This window comes from Aquitalea sp. (genome assembly GCF_030150775.1).
Classification (GTDB): Bacteria; Pseudomonadota; Gammaproteobacteria; order Burkholderiales; family Chromobacteriaceae; genus Aquitalea; species Aquitalea denitrificans.
Genome location: NZ_JASLFG010000041.1, coordinates 92,500 through 108,822 on the forward strand (window position 1 = coordinate 92,500; position 16,323 = coordinate 108,822).

Sequence of the window (16,323 nt, forward strand, 5' to 3'; positions counted from 1 at the left end):
ATGCTTAGCCAAAATCACCACGCAAAGGATTCCACCATGAACATTATCTTCAGCCGTATTTGGAATGCACATAAAGGCTGTTGGGTTGCCTGCAGTGAAAAAGCAAAGGCTTGCAGGAAAACGGGAAGTATCAGTCGCTCTCAGCTTCATTTGCTGACTGCCATCAGCATGGTTTCCATACCCTCAGCATTTGCGCTGCCAACTGGTGGAAATATTATTTCTGGTACTGGTAATATTCAAGTTTTTGACAATGGCAAACAAATTTCTATCAATCAAAACACTGACAAGATAATTATCAACTGGGATACCTTCGGAATTAAAGCCAATGAAAAGGTAAATTTTAATCAACCAAATCAAAACTCGATTGCGTTGAACCGCGTTCTGGGCCTTGAAGGCACAATGATATTAGGACAATTATCTGGAAATGGTAAGGTCTTCATTATCAACCCAAATGGAGTAGCATTTGGAAATGGGTCACAAGTCAATGTAGGTGGTCTACTTGTTTCCACACAAAATATAACTGATTCCGATTTTAATAATGGCAATAACAAATTTTCAGGAGTTTCCCGGTCGACCATTATTAACCAAGGAACAATCAACAGCACGAATGGCTCTGTTATTCTTCTTGCTAATCAAGTAAGAAATACAGGAACAATCAACACACCAAATGGAAGTACTGTACTAGCCGCAGGTAGTGCATTTACGCTCAGCCTTGATGGCGCTGGGCTGGTTAATGTGAAAGTTGATAGTGCCATCATGGATGCTCTGGTTCTGAATACCAATAAGATAAGCGCCAATGGTGGTCAAGTTATCCTTAGCGCACGTGACAGCTCTAATTTGATGAAAACAGTAGTTAACAACAGCGGTACAATCGAAGCAAATACACTTAATTATAAATCCGGCAAAATTATTTTGGATTCCGGATCTAAAGACCGGGTTGATGTGAATGGGCAGTTAAGTGCAAGCGCTCAAGGGCAAAATATTGGCGATGGGGGATCAATTAACATTAGCGGTAAACATGCACGAATTGGCTTAGGTACGCTTTTTAATACCACCGCTGACAATGGAAATACAGGCTTAGTCTCTATCAAAGCGGACGACTTTGAAATTGCCACTAGAGGTAATAGTGCTCCGTACTCTGACAGCTATATTGCATCTGACACCTTGTCACGTAGTCTTGGCTACTCCAACGTTTCCATTACTAACGCAAATGGCGATTTGGCTGTAAATGGCCCTGTTGCATGGGCTAGCAAAAACAAACTTGAGCTAAATGCACAGAATGATATTCTGATTAACGATAACATTTCCGCAACAGGTATAAATTCTGCGCTGGCATTCAACCCGGGCTCTGACAACTATGCATTAGCCAATGGAAAGTCCATTACACTATCGGGTACCGGTGCCACTTTCACAATTAAAAATAAATCCTACAATATCATTCAAAATTTTGATCAACTTCAACGGATTAATAGTAATTTGTATGGTCTCTATGTAATAGGCAATGACATAAATGGAGCCAACAAAAAATTTGAATCTATTGCAAGCGGCAGCAATCCATATGCATCATTCAAAGGTGTACTTGATGGCTTTGGTCATACAGTTACCAAGCTTGCAATCAACGCCGCTGGTCCAAATTCTGGTTTGATTGCAATAAACGATGGTACTTTGAAAAATATTAATCTTACCGCGAGCACTGTTTCAAATACGACATCTAACGTTCCAGCGGCAATTGGTTCACTTATTGGTTATAACCGAGGCACCCTGATTAATAGCAGTAGTAATATTTCTGTCTCAAGCCCCTCCAGCCAAGTAAACACTCTTGGCGGTTTGGTGGGCATTAACAGCGGAACAATTGACAGAGGCACCTTTTCTGGAACCGTATCTAGCAACTCCAACACCCGTGGGGCTGGTGGCATTGCAGGAGAAAACAACCGCAGCACTATATCCAACTCCACAAATACCGGTTTAATTACTGGTGGAATGAATAATAGTGCAGGCTCCGGTAATGGGTCAGGTGGTTTGGTTGGTATTAATTTTCAAGGAAATATTGAGTCCTCGCAAAACAAAGGGAATGTCAATGTAAACTATTCACCAAATAGTGGTGGTCTTGTTGGCATAAACCTTGGAGGTATCATTAAGGATTCAAGCAATACAGGTACTGTTGGTGCCAATTATTATTATTACAATAACTCATACACGGGTAACGTGGGGGGACTTGTTGGTTATTTGAGCAATGGGAACGTACTGAATTCTCGCTCTGATAGTGTGGTTAATGGTGGAACATCCACAGTAGCAGGGGGACTTATTGGCACCAACCTTGGTGGCACCATTATCAATGCTGCTACCAATTCAACTGTTAATAACAGCTATGGACGAGAAACAGGTGGCTTGATTGGCGTAAATAATATGGGTGATGTTATAGATGCTATTGCTGCCGGCACGGTTATTGGTGGCACCAATACTAGTGTAGGTGGTTTGATAGGCAGTAACAATGACGGTAACGTTCTAAACTCACTGGTAAAAATGACGACATCTACAGGTGTAACATCTAAGGTCTCGGCCAGTACGAATACCAATATTGGAGGGGCGATTGGTACCAATACTGGATCGGTAACCGGCGTAACTGCAGAAAATAATGTAGTAGGCGGTTCATCTAGTAATGTTGGAGGTTTGGTCGGCTTGAATAGCGGTAGTCGGATGGATGGTACTGTTTCCTTCAGTAACTCTTATGGAATGGTTTCAGGTGGCAGTTCTAGTTCAACAGGTGGTCTGGTTGGCTTGAATCATGGTCTGATTAGCAACTCTTACTCATACTCGGATGTTTCATCAGGATCATCCAGCAATGTGGGGGGATTGGTTGGGCTAAATGAAATCATTGGCAGGATAGTGCAGGCTCAAGTCTATGGGGTAGTTAAATACACGAGTAATCAGACTTACGGTGGTGCCGTTGGTGTCAATAAAGGAAGCATAGAAGGTGCTCAGGTTTTTGGAGATGCTGCACGCCTTAGCTTGGTCGGTATCAACCGTGGGATAATCAGAGACTGATCTGATATAACATTCATAGTCTATATTTAGAGTGCGAAGCCAGCCTTCTGGTTTCGCACTTCTTTTAATATAAATTACCAATAACAATATTAATCTTTCATTATTTACTGCTCCAGTATAGCAAAAATTATTTCGGAATTAAATACAATGACCAACCCATCCATCTCTCTCAAAATTATATTAAAATATAACCTATTAATGATATTTTTTACATTCCTTTCAAATTACACTCTTGCAGGAGCCACCGCTAGTCAGTGCTATTTTGATAATGCTCTTGGCGGCCCATGGAATATATATGCCGGTAACAATAAGATTCAAATATCCAACAGCACCCCAGTCGGGACTGTTTTAGCTGCACGTGGCATTACAGTATTTGGCGTTTACACTGGAAAATCCGGCGAGCCTGATACTGTCAGAATAAAGGGTAGTTGGATTAGTGGTGGCGTTGGTGGTGGTTTGGCAGATTATCATACCGTATCAACCAACATACCGGGAATTGGCTTGCGCTGGCGATATAGTTCGTCCAGTACTAGCAATGGCATACTATTGCGCAATGCTGTGCCGATTATATTAGCAGAAGAGGCAGCAGAAACAAGCGCAGTAGGATCAGGCACCATCCAACTTACGACAGTACAAGAACTGATTTTGACAGGCAACACATCAGGTGGAGTAGTTACCAGCACACCTGGTGCAGCAACAAATTTCATCCTTGATGCAATCGATAGTACAGGCGTAGTATCCAAAGTATGCAATGCGACAGGTGACTTTGGCGACAAATACACTCTGGATCTGGGTAATGTGCAAGTTCAAAATGTTTGCGAAATTGAAACCCCTTCAATCCAGGTGATGATGGGCAGCTTTAGTACGACAGACTTCCCTTCCATAAATTCCCCTTCATTACAAGGTGGAACACGATTCAGTATACGATTGAATAATTGTTCTGCGGCAGCCAAACCAAGCATTTATCTTGTTGATATAAATAATCGTAACAATGTAAGTGACTTGCTTAGCCTATCTCCTGCAACGGAGTTTGGCGCTCCACCCGCTCAAGGAATTGCAATAAGGCTAAAATTAATATCTAACAACCAATCGATCTGGTTTGGTAGCAATAATAGTTACTTAATGGGGTCTGTAATCGGGAACATGGTTGAAATGCCATTGCAAGCAGATTACATCCGTACAGGTACGGTTACTGCAGGCCATGCCAATGCGGCAGCTGAATTTTTTATTGACTATCCATAGCATGGCTATGGTGATTCAGTCTATTGTCTGCTCCCTATTGCATGGAATCTGATTTAATTGCAGTGCGACATTACTCAACAGAGCAGCCTTCATTGGTTCATACCGGTCGGTCGGCTTGAAATAAAATGTCCTATCATTTTCCAAGTGGCAGCCTGGAGATGTGTTTGAATGTGATGAATACCTTGCCATGCTTGATTTTCCTTCTGACATGACGGGTGAGGCATACCGCCTCCCCGTCCGTCACATCTACACCCCCGGCACCCCATAGCCAGGGGCTTGATCTGGTGCTTCAGCCCGGGTGATGTAGTCCTGCATTTGCGGCTGATAACGCTGCCACAGCTGCTGCAGTTCAGCCACCGGTTCGCCATCGCTCCAGTCCACGCGCAGGTCTACCACCGGCCAGCTTTGCGTCCACACCAGCTTGATCCCGGCCGCATGGATGGGCCCTACTTCGCCACCCGCTGCCACTGCGGCCTGCATGGCGGCGAGCAGGCGATCGGCCAGATGGCCGCGACTGTCCTCGAATGCTTCCACCATGTGCGAGGGCAAGTTGGCATCGGCCAGGATATTGCCACCGGCAGCGCAGTGTTCGCCCTGCACCGTGGCAAACACCCCCAGCGCATGCTGACCGCTGAAGGTAGTAATTTCCCCGTGCGCCGGTACCAGCAGCAACTGACGCCAGGCCAGATGTCCATCGGACAATGCCAGTGCCTGACACAAGGCATTGCCGCGCAGTCCCTGTGCCATTAGCGCCAGGGCCTGCGGCCCCAGTGCGGGATTGGTGACATTCTGGCTCATCACCGCACCCACCCCAGCGGCCACATGGCAGCAGCGGCTGGCCACGGCGATGCTGGACGACGCGGCAGCCACTCCCAGCATGCCGGTTTGCGTACAGCGTGCGGCAATCGAAAAGGTCATGGCTGGTAGCCTTCCGGTATCACGGCAGTAATATCGATCTCCACCAGCCATTCCGGCCGTGCCAGTGCAGAAATCACCAGTCCGGTGGAAACCGGATATACGCCCTTCAGCCAGCGCCCTACCACTTGGTACACCGCCTCGCGGTAGCGGGTATCCACCAGATAGATGACGATCTTGCACACATGATCCAGATGGCTGCCGGATTCTTCCAGCAGCATCTTCACATTGGCCATGGCTTTCTCGGCCTGGGCGGTGACATCACCGATGCCCACCGACTCGCGGGTATCCAGGTCCTGACCGATCTGGCCGCGCAAAAACACCATATTGCCGGCCACCACGGCCTGGCACAGGTCGTTGTCCAGTTTTTGTTCCGGGTAGGTTTCGCGAGTATTGAACGGACGAATGCGTTTGTGAACCATGTTTCACCTCATTGCTGTGTGTGGGCGGGCGGCTGGGCCGCCCCGGTGTAGCGTAAGGACAGGCGCGGCAGGGCCTCAGGCCGGTGTACGGTCGGCAGTTGCTGGTGCGGCTGCGCGATAAGCCTGGTATTTGCGCTGGGTGGCAATGTGGTCGGCAATGAACTTGGCGTCATGCCACACCCCCCAGATAAAGCTGGAACCACGGCGCGACAGCCACGGCAAGCCCAGGAAGTACACCCCCGGCTCGCTGGATACCCCGCGCTGATGACTGGGCTTGCCCTTGTCGTCGAAGGCATTTACCTGCAGCCAGCGGTAATCCACGGCAAAGCCGGTGGCCCAGATGACGGTACTGATGCCCTTGGCGGCCAGGTCCAGTGTCAGGATGGGCTCGCGCATGCAGGCCGGGTCCTGTGGCAGCTGCCGGGCTTGCGGCTCGGGTGGCAGGTCCAGCCCGTTCTGTGCGATATAGGCATCGGCGGCATCCAGCACTGCCAGGTAGTTTTCGTCGCCACGGGCAATGTTTTCTGCCAGATCAGGCTGAAACTGCATGACACCATTTTCGCAAGCCCGCGTCATGCCGAGCAGCGTGATGCCCTGTTCGGCCAGACGACGGAAATCCACGGTATGGCCACCGCGCGCCCCGCTGACAGCAATGGTGACGTGTTCACGTCCGGGCTTTACCTTTTGCGCATCCCACTCGCCCAACACGCCCAGCCACCAGCAGAAGTCACGTTCGCGGTAACGACGCGGCGGCCTGTCGTGCGGACCAACAGACAAATAGACAGTACGACCTGCGCGCTGCAACTCGTCGGCAATCTGCACCCCGGACGAGCCCGACCCCACCACCAGTACCGCGCCGGGCGGCAGTTGCTGCGGATTACGGTATGCGGCCGAGTGCATTTGCCTGACCGGGCTGTCAGCTGGGATGAGTTGCGGAATCAGCGGCTGCTGGAACGGACCGGTCGCCGCCACCACGCGATTGGCTTCGATGACACCAGCCGAGGTTTCCACCGTAAAACCCGGGCGACCGCTGTTGCGCACCACCTTGAGCACCTCTACGCCAGTACGGATGGGGGCATGGAACTTGCGGGCATAGGCTTCCAGATAGTCTGCCACCCTCTCCTTACCGGCAAAGCCATCTGCGGCAACATCATCAAAATCCAGCCCGGGAAAGCGGTCGTGCCAGGCCGGGCCGTTGCACACCAGTGAATCCCAGCGTTCTGAACGCCAGCGCTCGGCTATGCGTTTACGCTCCAGTACCAGGTGTGGTACATCCAGCTTGCTCAGGTGCTCGCTCAGGGCAATGCCGGCCTGGCCGGCACCGATCACCAGCGTATCGGTCTTTTCCATCACCATTTCACTTCCTTCCCTGTGTTAGGCCCCGAACACCGCAAACGAGGGTGGCATGGGGTAGTGCCGCTCACGGCCATGCCGCATGCTGCACACCAGCTATCCGGCTGCCATTCCAGGCCACCGGCTAACTGACCACTGCAGTCTATGGAAGCAATTTGAATACCGAAAATATATAAAAACTCTTGATTGAATAATTTTTAATTATTCAATTTACGCCAAGAGCCATCAGCACAAGTCACGCAGCTAGGAAAACGGCGGATGACGAAGAAGAAAAGAACCGTCCAGCTAATGATAGAAACCGGCAAGACATGGCTGCAAACAGCCAGGCCGGCCAGCACCGGCAACAATGCCGGCGTGAAATGCCCCTATCATCAAGAATAGATTTTTTGCCCGCAGCTTGTAGAATGCTTATCAGTAATGGATTTTCCGTCGCTTCCATTTCTTACGGCTGTTTCACCCCACCTAGGAACACTCCATGGCCAATACCCGCCTCGCCCTGCTGCTGGCTTCCCTGCTGGTACTGCACTCCACCTGCGTGCTGGCGCTGGAAAAACCCGCCGGCCACCCTATCGTCACCATCACCGGCCAGATTACGGAAAAGAACAGTGGTACCGCCGCCCAATTCGACAGCGCCATGCTGGACAAGCTGCCGCAGGTAAAAATGACAGTCCCCACCCCCTGGTACAAACAGGAAGAGACCTTTGAAGGCCCGCTATTCCGTGATGTGCTCAAGGCAGCCGGCAGCAAGGGCAGCAAACTCTATGTGGTAGCCCTGAACGACTACGCGGCAGAGATTCCGTTGGTCGACCTGGAAAAATATGATGTCATCCTGGCTCGCAAGATTAATGGCAAGGTGCTGACAGTGCGCGACAAGGGGCCGCTGTTTGTCATGTATCCCTTCGACAAGAAGCCGGAATTGCGTACCAAGGAGATCTACTCCCGCTGCGTATGGCAGGTTAACCGCATCCGCGTCGAATAAACCCTTACCGGGGCTAGCTAGTGTCATTGTTCTCGCATCGATCCCGCATCAACAACCAGGTATGGCTGCTTGGCATCCTGATGGTGGCCGCCCTGCTGGTGGTCGGCATGCTGTATCAGCGCCAGCAGGCAGAAATGAAGCGTTTTGCCGAGCAGGGGCAGGACAATGTGGTCTGGGTATATTCCCAGCTGGGTATCGACTACTTCCGTACCGTGGGTGCAGCCAAGGTAGCCCAGGCCACCAACCGGGCTGCCGATCTGGATGAGCTGCAGCTGCGCTACAGCATTCTGGTATCCCGCATCGACCTGCTGAAGGACTACCGCTACGCCAATCTGTTCCAGAACAAAGCCTGGTATCAGCAGCAGATGAACAAGCTGGTGGAACTGGTGCGGCGAACCGACCAGAGGCTGTCAGCCAATGGGGATTATTTCGACCCTGCACAGGCCACAGCGCTGCTGAACGAACTGGACAATGTGGTCGAGAATATCCGCGAACTGACCATCGGTGCCAACAGCCAGCTGACCGATGCTGCCAACGCCAGCAACCAGAGCCTGCAGGATCTCAACAGCATGGTGGCCATCACCGCAGCCCTGCTGATGCTGGTGGCCGCGCTGATTGCTGCCCTGGCCTGGCGCAATCTGTCGCACAGCGAAAAGCGGCGCGAGGAAGCCGAGGCACTCAGCCGCAAGCTGGACCGCGCACTGGAACAGGCCGAAGCCGCCAATGTGGCCAAGGGTGCGTTTCTGGCCAATATGAGCCATGAAATCCGCACTCCGATGAACGGCATTATCGGCATGACCGAGCTGACGCTGGATACCGAACTGACACCCGAACAGCGCGAGTATCTGGAAATCGTCAAATCCTCCGCCGATTCGCTGCTGACCATCATCAACGACATCCTCGACTTCTCCAAGATCGATGCCGGCAAGATGGAGCTGGAATCGCTGCCCTTCTCGCTGCGCAACCTGATCAGCCAGACGGTCTACCCCTTTGCCCTCAAGGCCGAAGAACACAATCTGGAAGTCATCTGCCAGCTAGCCCCCGACCTGCCAGACCGCTATATCAGCGACCCATCCCGCCTGCGCCAGGTACTGAACAACCTGCTGGGCAATGCGGTGAAGTTCACCAAACAGGGAGAAATCGTGCTGGACATACACGGCCAGCAGCAAGGACACCGCTACCTGATGACTTTTTCGGTACGCGATACCGGCATCGGCATTGCGCCGGAAAAACAGCGTGTCATCTTTGATGCCTTTGCCCAGGCCGACAACAGCACCACACGCCGCTATGGCGGTACCGGACTTGGCCTGTCCATCACCCAGAAACTGGTCGCCCTGCTGGGTGGGGAAATCCGGGTAAACAGCAGGCCGGAGCAAGGCTCGGAATTCGTTTTCAGCATTCCCTTGCAACTGGCAGACAAACAGGCACCAGCCAGCCAGCCCGCCGACCTGGCCGGACTGGAAGCCCTTGTGTGCGACGACAACCCCACCAACCGCAGCTGGCTGGCTGCCCTGCTGAAGAACTGGGGCATGTCGGCCACTTTGAGCGCCGACGGTTTCGAAGCATTGGCACTGCTGCGCCAGCGCAGCTTCGACCTGATCCTGCTGGATGGCCACATGCCAGGCATGTCCGGCTTCGATCTGGCACGCCAGCTGCAACAGCAAGGCTGCCAGGCTGACATCATCATGCTGACATCGTCTGGCGAGCGCGGTGATGGCCGGCGCTGCCAGGAGCTTGGCATCGGCGGCTACCTGACCAAGCCGGTACCGCAAGAAGAACTGCTCGCCACCCTTTGCCAGCTGCGCGGCATGACAACAGCCAGCAAAGCTGGCCGCCTGCCCCCCCGCCATCGCATGCAGGACAGCACGCAGCCGCTTCATGTGCTGCTGGTGGAGGATAACGAAGTCAACCAGAAACTGGCCCAAGCCATCCTGAGCCGTCGCGGCTACCTGGTCAGCGTGGCGGGCGATGGCGCACAGGCGCTGGACATGCTGGCCGGACAAGCCTTCGATCTGGTGTTGATGGACATGCAGATGCCGGTGATGGATGGACTGGAGGCCAGTCGTCACATCCGCCAGCGCGAACGGGACGAGGGCCTGCCGCACCTGCCTGTCATCGCCATGACGGCCAATGCCATGAAAGGCGACCGCGAACGCTGCCTGGCAGCAGGCATGGATGGCTATGTCAGCAAGCCGGTGGAAGCCCAGCGGCTGTTTGACGAAATCGAGCGGGTATTCGCCGGACACAGCCCGGATCAAGACACCGGGCCAGAAACCGGCCAGTCTGCCGACACAACAGTGGCCGACTGCCAGCTGCACTACCAGCAGACGCTGGCCAATTGCGATGGCGACGCCGACTTCCTGCTGACCCTGTTGCAAGCCTTCATCCGTGATGCCGCCCTGCGGCTGGACAAGCTGCGCCAATCACTGGCAGACAGCAAATCACAAGACATGGCCATGTATGCCCACGCACTGCGCGGGGCCGCCCTGTCGATTGGCGCCCTGCCGTTTGCTACGCTGTGTCAGCAAGTAGAAAGCGCCGCCCAGCAGCAGGATGCAGCAGCACTGGACAAGCTGCTGCAAGAACTGGAAACCTGCCATCAGGCGCTGCTGGCAGAAATCCGCCCGCGGCTGCCGATGTAAAACTTCATCAAGTTGCTGCCTGCTGCATGGCAACACCCGGCTAAGGCGTTACAGTCGTCCCGGCACACCTGCTTCATGGTGTGCCGGGACGAAAGCAATGATGAACAAGACTCTAGCCACCCTCATGGCCAGCGCCCTGCTGGCCGCCTGCAGCACAGCATCACACCAGCAAAAGCCGTCCGGCCTGCTGATCCGGGAAAGTGGCAGCGCAGATTGCCCATCCTGCGCCCAGATTGTCCGCTACCGGGCCATGCAGGGCATGGGCAGGCAGCAACAATCCAGGGAACCACACTTCAAGGGCCTGCTGGATACCAATGTCAGGCTGCAGGCCGGCAACAGCCCGCGCGACGAGACCTTTAGCTACCAGCTGGAACTGGATATCCGCGCCAGCGGCAACTTTCTAGCTGTCATGCCGCTGGTGGCAGTCAGCCTGCCAGCCGAGGTGGTACAGCAGCAAGATGCCGGCCAGCTGCACGTCTGGCTGCTGGACAGAGGTGGCCAGCGCACGCTGCTGCCACTGCTGGAGTGGTCAAAAAAGCTGCCTTTACAGGATTTCCTCTGCCAGAGCAGCCCGGGTGATGGCCAGTGCAGCTGGAAACAGGTGGTAACCTTGCCCGCCAGTGTGGTACGGCAGGCATTGCAACAGCACAGTGCCTTGCGGCTGATGGTTGGCAGCGCACATAGCAGCACGGTGTATGGCATGCACACGCAAGGCAAGTCCGCGGCATCGGTACTGACCCAGTACAAGGGGGTGAATGTGGAGTTGCCACCCGCCTACCTGGCCAGCTTTGATCAGGCCTTGCAGCAGCAGAGCGTGGTCATCGGCCAGTAAACGGCGGCCTCAGGGCAGCCAGCGTTGCAGCGGGCTCAGGTCCAGATGCTGCTGCAGCATGTCGGCCAGCCGCTCGATGTGTGCTTCACGGATGGCCGGGTAATCCAGCGGCTGCGGCGCGGCCAGGCCGGCCCATTGCAACAGCGTGGCCAGACTTTCCGGTTGATCGAACACCCCGTGCAGATAGGTAGCCAGAACCTGGCCATCGGCGCTGATGGCACCGTCGCAGCGGCCATCCTCCAGCCGCACCGCCGGCTGCGCCAGTGCCGCGCCAGTGCTCACCCCCATGTGGATTTCATAGCCGCTCACCGCCGCCGCATCCAGCGTCAAGTGGCCACTCACCCGCGTCAACTGTTTGTCATTGGCCAGCGTGGTTTCCATCTCCAGCCAGCCCAGACCCGCACTGCTGCCCGCCTCGCCTTCCAGCCCTTGTGGGTCGTGCAACTGCCGGCCCAGCATCTGCAGGCCACCACAAATGCCGATCAGCTTGCCGCCATAACGCAGGTGGCGGGCAATGGCCGCCTCCCAGCCGGCAGCACGCAAGCTGGCCAGATCAGCCCGCACGCTTTTGCTGCCGGGCAGGATGATCAGGTCGGCAGGCGGTAGCGGCTGGCCGGGCTTGACCAGCAGCAGCTCCACTTGCGGATGCAGGCGTAGCGGATCGAAATCGGTGTGATTACTGATGCGCGGCAGCACCGGCACCACCACGCGCAGCGTTTGCTGCGCGGCATGTTCGCCTTGTGGACGGTTCAGCGCCAGGCTGTCTTCCGCCTCGATATGCAGGCCGTTGAGATAGGGCAGCACGCCCAGCACCGGCTTGCCGGTACGCTGCTCCACCCACTCCACGCCGGATTGCAACAGCGCCGGGTCGCCACGGAAGCGGTTGATCACCAGCCCCACCACCCGCGCGCGTTCACTGTCGGACAGCAATTCCAGCGTACCCACCAGGTGGGCAAACACCCCGCCACGCTCGATATCGGCCACCAGCACCACCGGGCAATCCACCGCCTCGGCAAAGCCCATATTGGCGATGTCCCCCTCGCGCAGATTGATTTCCGCCGGACTGCCCGCGCCTTCCACCACGATGCACTGGTATTGCGCTGCCAGCCGGGCGTGCGACTGCAACACCGACTGCATCGCCACCGGCTTGTAAGCGTGGTAGGACACTGCGTCGATATTGCCCACCGCCCGCCCCTGGATGATGAGCTGGGAGCCGGTATTGCTATTGGGCTTGAGCAGGACAGGGTTCATGTCGGTGTGCGGCTCCACCCCGCAGGCCAGCGCCTGCACCGCCTGCGAACGGCCAATCTCGCCGCCATCCACCGTTACCGCGCTGTTGAGCGCCATGTTCTGCGGCTTGAACGGGGCCACACGCAGCCCGCGCCGCGCCAGCAAACGGCAAAAGCCGGTGGCGAAAGTGCTCTTGCCGGCATCCGAAGTGGTGCCCTGAATCATGATGGTTTTGGCAGTCATGCTATTCTCCGGCGCGCATTTTTTCGGGAAGCCCCCTAGAATGTCGCTCTTCAACGCTTGGGCAGCCGGATAGGCCGCTGCCCTGAAGCCGGCGATTATATAGGCGTGTGACGTGATTTCTGCTGTTTTTCTGTTATTGGCCGTGCTGCTGGACCGCCTGCTGGGCGAGCCGCGGCGCTGGCATCCCTTGGTGGGCTATGGCTATCTGGTACGCCAGGTGGAACATGCACTTTACCCGGCCACGGCCCAGGCCGAGCCGGTGTGGCGCATGCGCCTGCGCGGTGTGCTGGGCATCGGCCTGTTGCTGTTGCCGCCAACTCTGCTGGCCTGGTGGCTGGCAGGCTTGCCCTGGCTGGGCCAGCTGGCCTCGGTGCTGCTGATGTATCTGGCCATTGGCGCGCAAAGCCTGCGTGAGCATGCCCAGGCAGTGCTGGATGCGCTGCGCGCTGGCGACCTGCCACTGGCCCGCTACAAGGTATCGATGATCGTCAGCCGCAACACCAGCGAACTGGACGAAACCGCCGTGGCGCGCGCCACCATCGAATCGGTGCTGGAAAACGGCAGCGATGCCATTTTTGCCGCCGTGTTCTGGTTTCTGCTACTGGGCGCGCCCGGTGTAGTGCTGTACCGCGCTGCCAATACCCTGGACGCCATGTGGGGCTACCGCAACGAACGCTTTTTGCACTTTGGCTGGGCCGCCGCCCGCTTTGACGATGTGCTCAACCTGATTCCCGCCCGCCTCACCGCGCTGACTTACATCCTGCTGGGCCACACCCGTCAGGGCTGGCAATGCTGGCGCGCCCAGGCTCCCACCTGGTACAGCCCCAATGCCGGGCCGGTGATGGCGGCCGGTGCCGGTGCGCTGGGCGTGCTGCTGGGCGGTGCTGCCAGTTATCACGGCACCCTGAAACAACGCCCCACGCTGGGCCTGCAACGCCCACCGGTGGCCGAGGACATCGCCCGCGCCATTGCGCTGGTACAACGCAGCCTGTGGCTGTGGGTGGGGCTGGCCATGCTGGCTGGTGTGCTGATGTGGAGTTTTTCTCATGCTTGAACACGGAGGCGGCATCCTGCGTGCCGCAGAACAATACGGCATTGCGGTGGAAAACTGGCTGGACCTGTCCACCGGGCTGAACCCGCAAGGCTGGCCGGTGCCGCCCATCAGCCCGCGCAGCTGGCAACGCCTGCCAGAACAGGACGACGGCCTGGAACAAGCCGCGGCGGATTACTACGGCAGCCCGCTGCTGCTGCCGGTGGCTGGCTCCCAGCCTGCCATCCAGCTGCTGCCCACGCTGCGCCCGCCCTGCCGGGTGGGCATGCTGCCGCTGTGTTATGCCGAACACCCCTGGCACTGGGAGCAACACGGCCACCAGCTCAGTCGCCATGCACCGGAGGACATCGAGGCTGCCGTCGATACGCTTGACGTGCTGCTGCTATGCCACCCCAACAACCCCACTGGCACCACCTTTTCCCACGCCCAGTTGCAAGACTGGCGCACCCGGCTGGCCAGTCGCGGCGGCTGGCTGATCATCGATGAAGCTTTCATGGATGCCACACCGCAGCACAGCCTGCTGAGTGATGTCGGCCTGCCGGGGCTGATCGTGCTGCGCTCGGTAGGCAAGTTCTTTGGCCTGGCAGGTGCGCGGGTGGGCTTTGTGTTTGCCTGGCCGGCCCTGTTGCAACAGCTGGCCGAAGCCATCGGGCCGTGGAGCATCAACGGTCCGGCGCGCGAGGTGGTCAAACTGGCCTTGCAGGACAGCAGCTGGCAGCAAGCCATGCGCGAGCAACTGGCTGCCGACAGCCAGCGACTGCAACAGCTGCTAAACCGTCACTGGCTGGCACCAGCAGGTGGCAGCTGCCTGTTCCAGTGGCTGCAAGGTGCGCACTGCCCGGCCTTGTTCGACTTTCTGGCGAGCCAAGGCATTCTGGTACGCCAGTTTGCCGACGGTCCCAGTCTGCGCTTTGGCCTGCCGCCGGATGAAGCCGGCTGGCAACGGCTGGAAACTGCGCTGTCGCAATGGGAAAAGCCTTGAAAATCAGCGGGAAGAATTCCCATTTTCTGCGTTGTCACGTATCATGCGCGCTTCAAATGACGGTGCCCCGCCAGGGGTGAAACGGGAATGCGGTGAGACACCGCAGCTGCCCCCGCAACTGTAAGCGACGAGTCCGCATCACTGGCCACCGGCCCACCCGGGAAGGCGATGCAGGGTAAAGAAGCGCGAGCCAGGAGACCGGCCGTCATACGTGTCGACGCAGGCTGAATCCGGGCGGGGTGTACCGGGGGAATGCACAGTACCGCCCTGCTTGGCGGACAGTGCCCTCGCTTGCGGCGACGTATCGTCACCGAGGGCATCATGCAAGCAAAACTGAATACATCAATATCGTCTGCCGGCTCGCGCCGCTCCCGTCATCTGTGGGTGCTGCTGCCGCTACTGGCTGCCAATCTGCTGGCCTGGGGCTGGGCACTGAGCGCCTTTGCCGATCATCCGGCCCAGCTGGGCACCGCACTGCTGGCTTATCTGCTGGGCCTGCGCCACGCGGTGGACGCCGACCATATCGCCGCCATCGACAATACCGTGCGCAAGCTGATGCAGGAAAACCAGCGCCCCTTGTGCGTGGGTTTTTTCTTTTCCGTAGGCCACTCCATGCTGGTGATTGCCGCCGTGGCCGCCGTGGTGTTTGCCACCCGCGCCTTGCAGGATGGCATCAACGGCTTTCGTGAAATCGGCGGAGCCATCAGCACCGGGGTTTCCGCCTTCTTCTTGCTGGCACTGGCCGCGATGAACCTGTCTGCCCTGCGCGGCATCTGGCACAGCTTCCGCCGCGCCCGCGCCGGCGAGCCGGTATGCGAGGAGCAGCTCAACATCCTGCTGGGTAACCGTGGCCTGCTGGCGCGCTTACTGCGTCCCTTGTTCCGCATGGTAAGCAAGAGCTGGCACATGCTGCCCATCGGCCTGCTGTTTGGCTTGGGTTTTGATACCGCCACCGAAATCGGCCTGTTCGCACTGGCGTCCTCGCAAACGGCTGATGGCATTCCCTTGTGGAACATCATGGTATTCCCGGTGCTGTTTGCTGCCGGCATGGCGCTGGTGGACACCCTGGACAGCATGCTGATGGTGGAGGTGTACGGCTGGGCCTTCATCAACCCCATCCGCAAGCTGTGGTACAACCTCACCATCACCCTGGTGTCGGTGGTGGTGGCGGTGTGCATAGGCGGGCTGGAAACCCTGGGCCTGATTGCCGACAAGCTGAAGCTGAGCGGCGGTGCCTGGGATGTGGTGGCCATGCTCAACGAAAATCTGGCTCACTTCGGCTATTTCGTGGTGGCACTGTTTGCCCTTACCTGGTTGCTGTCCGCCGCCATCTACAAGTGGAAGCGCTTTGATACCCTGCCCGGCCAGCAGGCCGGCTGACGCCCCT

At 56.6% G+C, this 16,323-nt stretch carries 13 protein-coding genes and 1 riboswitch; of the genes, 9 read left to right on the forward strand and 4 right to left on the reverse strand.

Annotated elements, in window-relative coordinates:
• Positions 1-36 precede the first annotated feature (36 nt).
• Both QVF59_RS14880 and QVF59_RS14885 read left to right on the forward strand, forming a co-directional pair.
• Positions 37-3,045, forward strand: a complete 3,009-nt coding sequence (locus tag QVF59_RS14880) for a two-partner secretion domain-containing protein (protein WP_287880965.1) — start codon at positions 37-39, stop codon at positions 3,043-3,045.
• Between the two features lie 147 nt (positions 3,046-3,192).
• Entirely contained in the window at positions 3,193-4,287 is a 1,095-nt protein-coding gene (locus QVF59_RS14885) for a fimbrial protein (protein ID WP_287880967.1), read from the forward strand.
• Positions 4,288-4,533: 246 nt separating this feature from the next.
• Here the strand turns inward: QVF59_RS14885 and QVF59_RS14890 are convergent, their stop codons facing one another.
• The 3 genes from QVF59_RS14890 to QVF59_RS14900 all read right to left on the reverse strand — a co-directional run bounded on the left by QVF59_RS14890 (position 4,534) and on the right by QVF59_RS14900 (position 6,974).
• Positions 4,534-5,205 (reverse strand): DUF1028 domain-containing protein, encoded by a 672-nt coding sequence (locus tag QVF59_RS14890; RefSeq protein WP_287880969.1) that lies wholly within the window; start codon positions 5,203-5,205, stop codon positions 4,534-4,536.
• Positions 5,202-5,624 carry a RidA family protein gene (locus QVF59_RS14895; RefSeq protein WP_159876067.1) on the reverse strand — a complete coding sequence of 141 codons (423 nt, stop codon included), beginning with the start codon at positions 5,622-5,624 and terminating at the stop codon, positions 5,202-5,204. Before QVF59_RS14895 ends, QVF59_RS14890 begins: the two co-directional genes overlap by 4 nt.
• A 75-nt stretch (positions 5,625-5,699) precedes the next feature.
• A complete protein-coding gene (locus tag QVF59_RS14900; protein ID WP_287880972.1) occupies positions 5,700-6,974 on the reverse strand; it encodes a flavin-containing monooxygenase in 1,275 nt (424 codons plus the stop codon).
• 261 nt (positions 6,975-7,235) lie between these two features.
• Between QVF59_RS14900 and QVF59_RS14905 the strand changes: the two genes are divergently transcribed.
• The 4 genes from QVF59_RS14905 to QVF59_RS14920 all read left to right on the forward strand — a co-directional run bounded on the left by QVF59_RS14905 (position 7,236) and on the right by QVF59_RS14920 (position 11,430).
• Positions 7,236-7,358: a hypothetical protein gene (locus QVF59_RS14905; RefSeq protein ID WP_276608569.1), complete on the forward strand. Its 123-nt coding sequence runs from the start codon at positions 7,236-7,238 to the stop codon at positions 7,356-7,358.
• A 94-nt stretch (positions 7,359-7,452) separates the two neighbouring features.
• Positions 7,453-7,956 carry a putative pterin-binding protein gene (locus QVF59_RS14910; protein ID WP_159876063.1) on the forward strand — a complete coding sequence of 168 codons (504 nt, stop codon included), beginning with the start codon at positions 7,453-7,455 and terminating at the stop codon, positions 7,954-7,956.
• Positions 7,957-7,976: 20 nt separating this feature from the next.
• Entirely contained in the window at positions 7,977-10,598 is a 2,622-nt protein-coding gene (locus QVF59_RS14915) for a response regulator (RefSeq protein WP_287880976.1), read from the forward strand.
• A gap of 100 nt (positions 10,599-10,698) precedes the next feature.
• Entirely contained in the window at positions 10,699-11,430 is a 732-nt protein-coding gene (locus QVF59_RS14920; protein WP_287880978.1) for a hypothetical protein, read from the forward strand.
• Positions 11,431-11,439: 9 nt separating this feature from the next.
• Here the strand turns inward: QVF59_RS14920 and QVF59_RS14925 are convergent, their stop codons facing one another.
• The gene (locus tag QVF59_RS14925; protein ID WP_287880980.1) at positions 11,440-12,903 is read right to left on the reverse strand and encodes a cobyric acid synthase; all 1,464 of its coding nucleotides are present in this window, start codon (positions 12,901-12,903) and stop codon (positions 11,440-11,442) included.
• Positions 12,904-13,015: 112 nt separating this feature from the next.
• Between QVF59_RS14925 and cbiB the strand changes: the two genes are divergently transcribed.
• The 3 genes from cbiB (at position 13,016) to QVF59_RS14940 (ending at position 16,316) form a co-directional block, all read left to right on the forward strand.
• Positions 13,016-13,957: an adenosylcobinamide-phosphate synthase CbiB gene (gene cbiB, locus QVF59_RS14930; protein ID WP_287880982.1), complete on the forward strand. Its 942-nt coding sequence runs from the start codon at positions 13,016-13,018 to the stop codon at positions 13,955-13,957.
• Entirely contained in the window at positions 13,950-14,936 is a 987-nt protein-coding gene (gene cobD / locus QVF59_RS14935; RefSeq protein ID WP_287880984.1) for a threonine-phosphate decarboxylase CobD, read from the forward strand. The genes cbiB and cobD overlap by 8 nt, the downstream gene beginning before the upstream one ends.
• A 43-nt stretch (positions 14,937-14,979) precedes the next feature.
• A riboswitch (cobalamin riboswitch) is annotated at positions 14,980-15,157 on the forward strand.
• Positions 15,158-15,257: 100 nt separating this feature from the next.
• The gene (locus QVF59_RS14940) at positions 15,258-16,316 is read left to right on the forward strand and encodes a HoxN/HupN/NixA family nickel/cobalt transporter (RefSeq protein WP_159876052.1); all 1,059 of its coding nucleotides are present in this window, start codon (positions 15,258-15,260) and stop codon (positions 16,314-16,316) included.
• The last annotated feature ends 7 nt before the right edge of the window (positions 16,317-16,323 follow it).

Excerpts from the sequence above, each read along its gene's own strand:
- QVF59_RS14880 (WP_287880965.1), top strand. The coding sequence starts at position 37 with ATGAACATTATCTTCAGCCGTATTTGGAATGCACATAAAGGCTGTTGG.
- QVF59_RS14885 (WP_287880967.1), top strand. The coding sequence starts at position 3,193 with ATGACCAACCCATCCATCTCTCTCAAAATTATATTAAAATATAACCTA.
- QVF59_RS14890 (WP_287880969.1), bottom strand. The coding sequence starts at position 5,205 with ATGACCTTTTCGATTGCCGCACGCTGTACGCAAACCGGCATGCTGGGA.
- QVF59_RS14895 (WP_159876067.1), bottom strand. The coding sequence starts at position 5,624 with ATGGTTCACAAACGCATTCGTCCGTTCAATACTCGCGAAACCTACCCG.
- QVF59_RS14900 (WP_287880972.1), bottom strand. The coding sequence starts at position 6,974 with ATGGAAAAGACCGATACGCTGGTGATCGGTGCCGGCCAGGCCGGCATT.
- QVF59_RS14905 (WP_276608569.1), top strand. The coding sequence starts at position 7,236 with ATGACGAAGAAGAAAAGAACCGTCCAGCTAATGATAGAAACCGGCAAG.
- QVF59_RS14910 (WP_159876063.1), top strand. The coding sequence starts at position 7,453 with ATGGCCAATACCCGCCTCGCCCTGCTGCTGGCTTCCCTGCTGGTACTG.
- QVF59_RS14920 (WP_287880978.1), top strand. The coding sequence starts at position 10,699 with ATGAACAAGACTCTAGCCACCCTCATGGCCAGCGCCCTGCTGGCCGCC.
- QVF59_RS14925 (WP_287880980.1), bottom strand. The coding sequence starts at position 12,903 with ATGACTGCCAAAACCATCATGATTCAGGGCACCACTTCGGATGCCGGC.
- cobD (WP_287880984.1), top strand. The coding sequence starts at position 13,950 with ATGCTTGAACACGGAGGCGGCATCCTGCGTGCCGCAGAACAATACGGC.
- QVF59_RS14940 (WP_159876052.1), top strand. The coding sequence starts at position 15,258 with ATGCAAGCAAAACTGAATACATCAATATCGTCTGCCGGCTCGCGCCGC.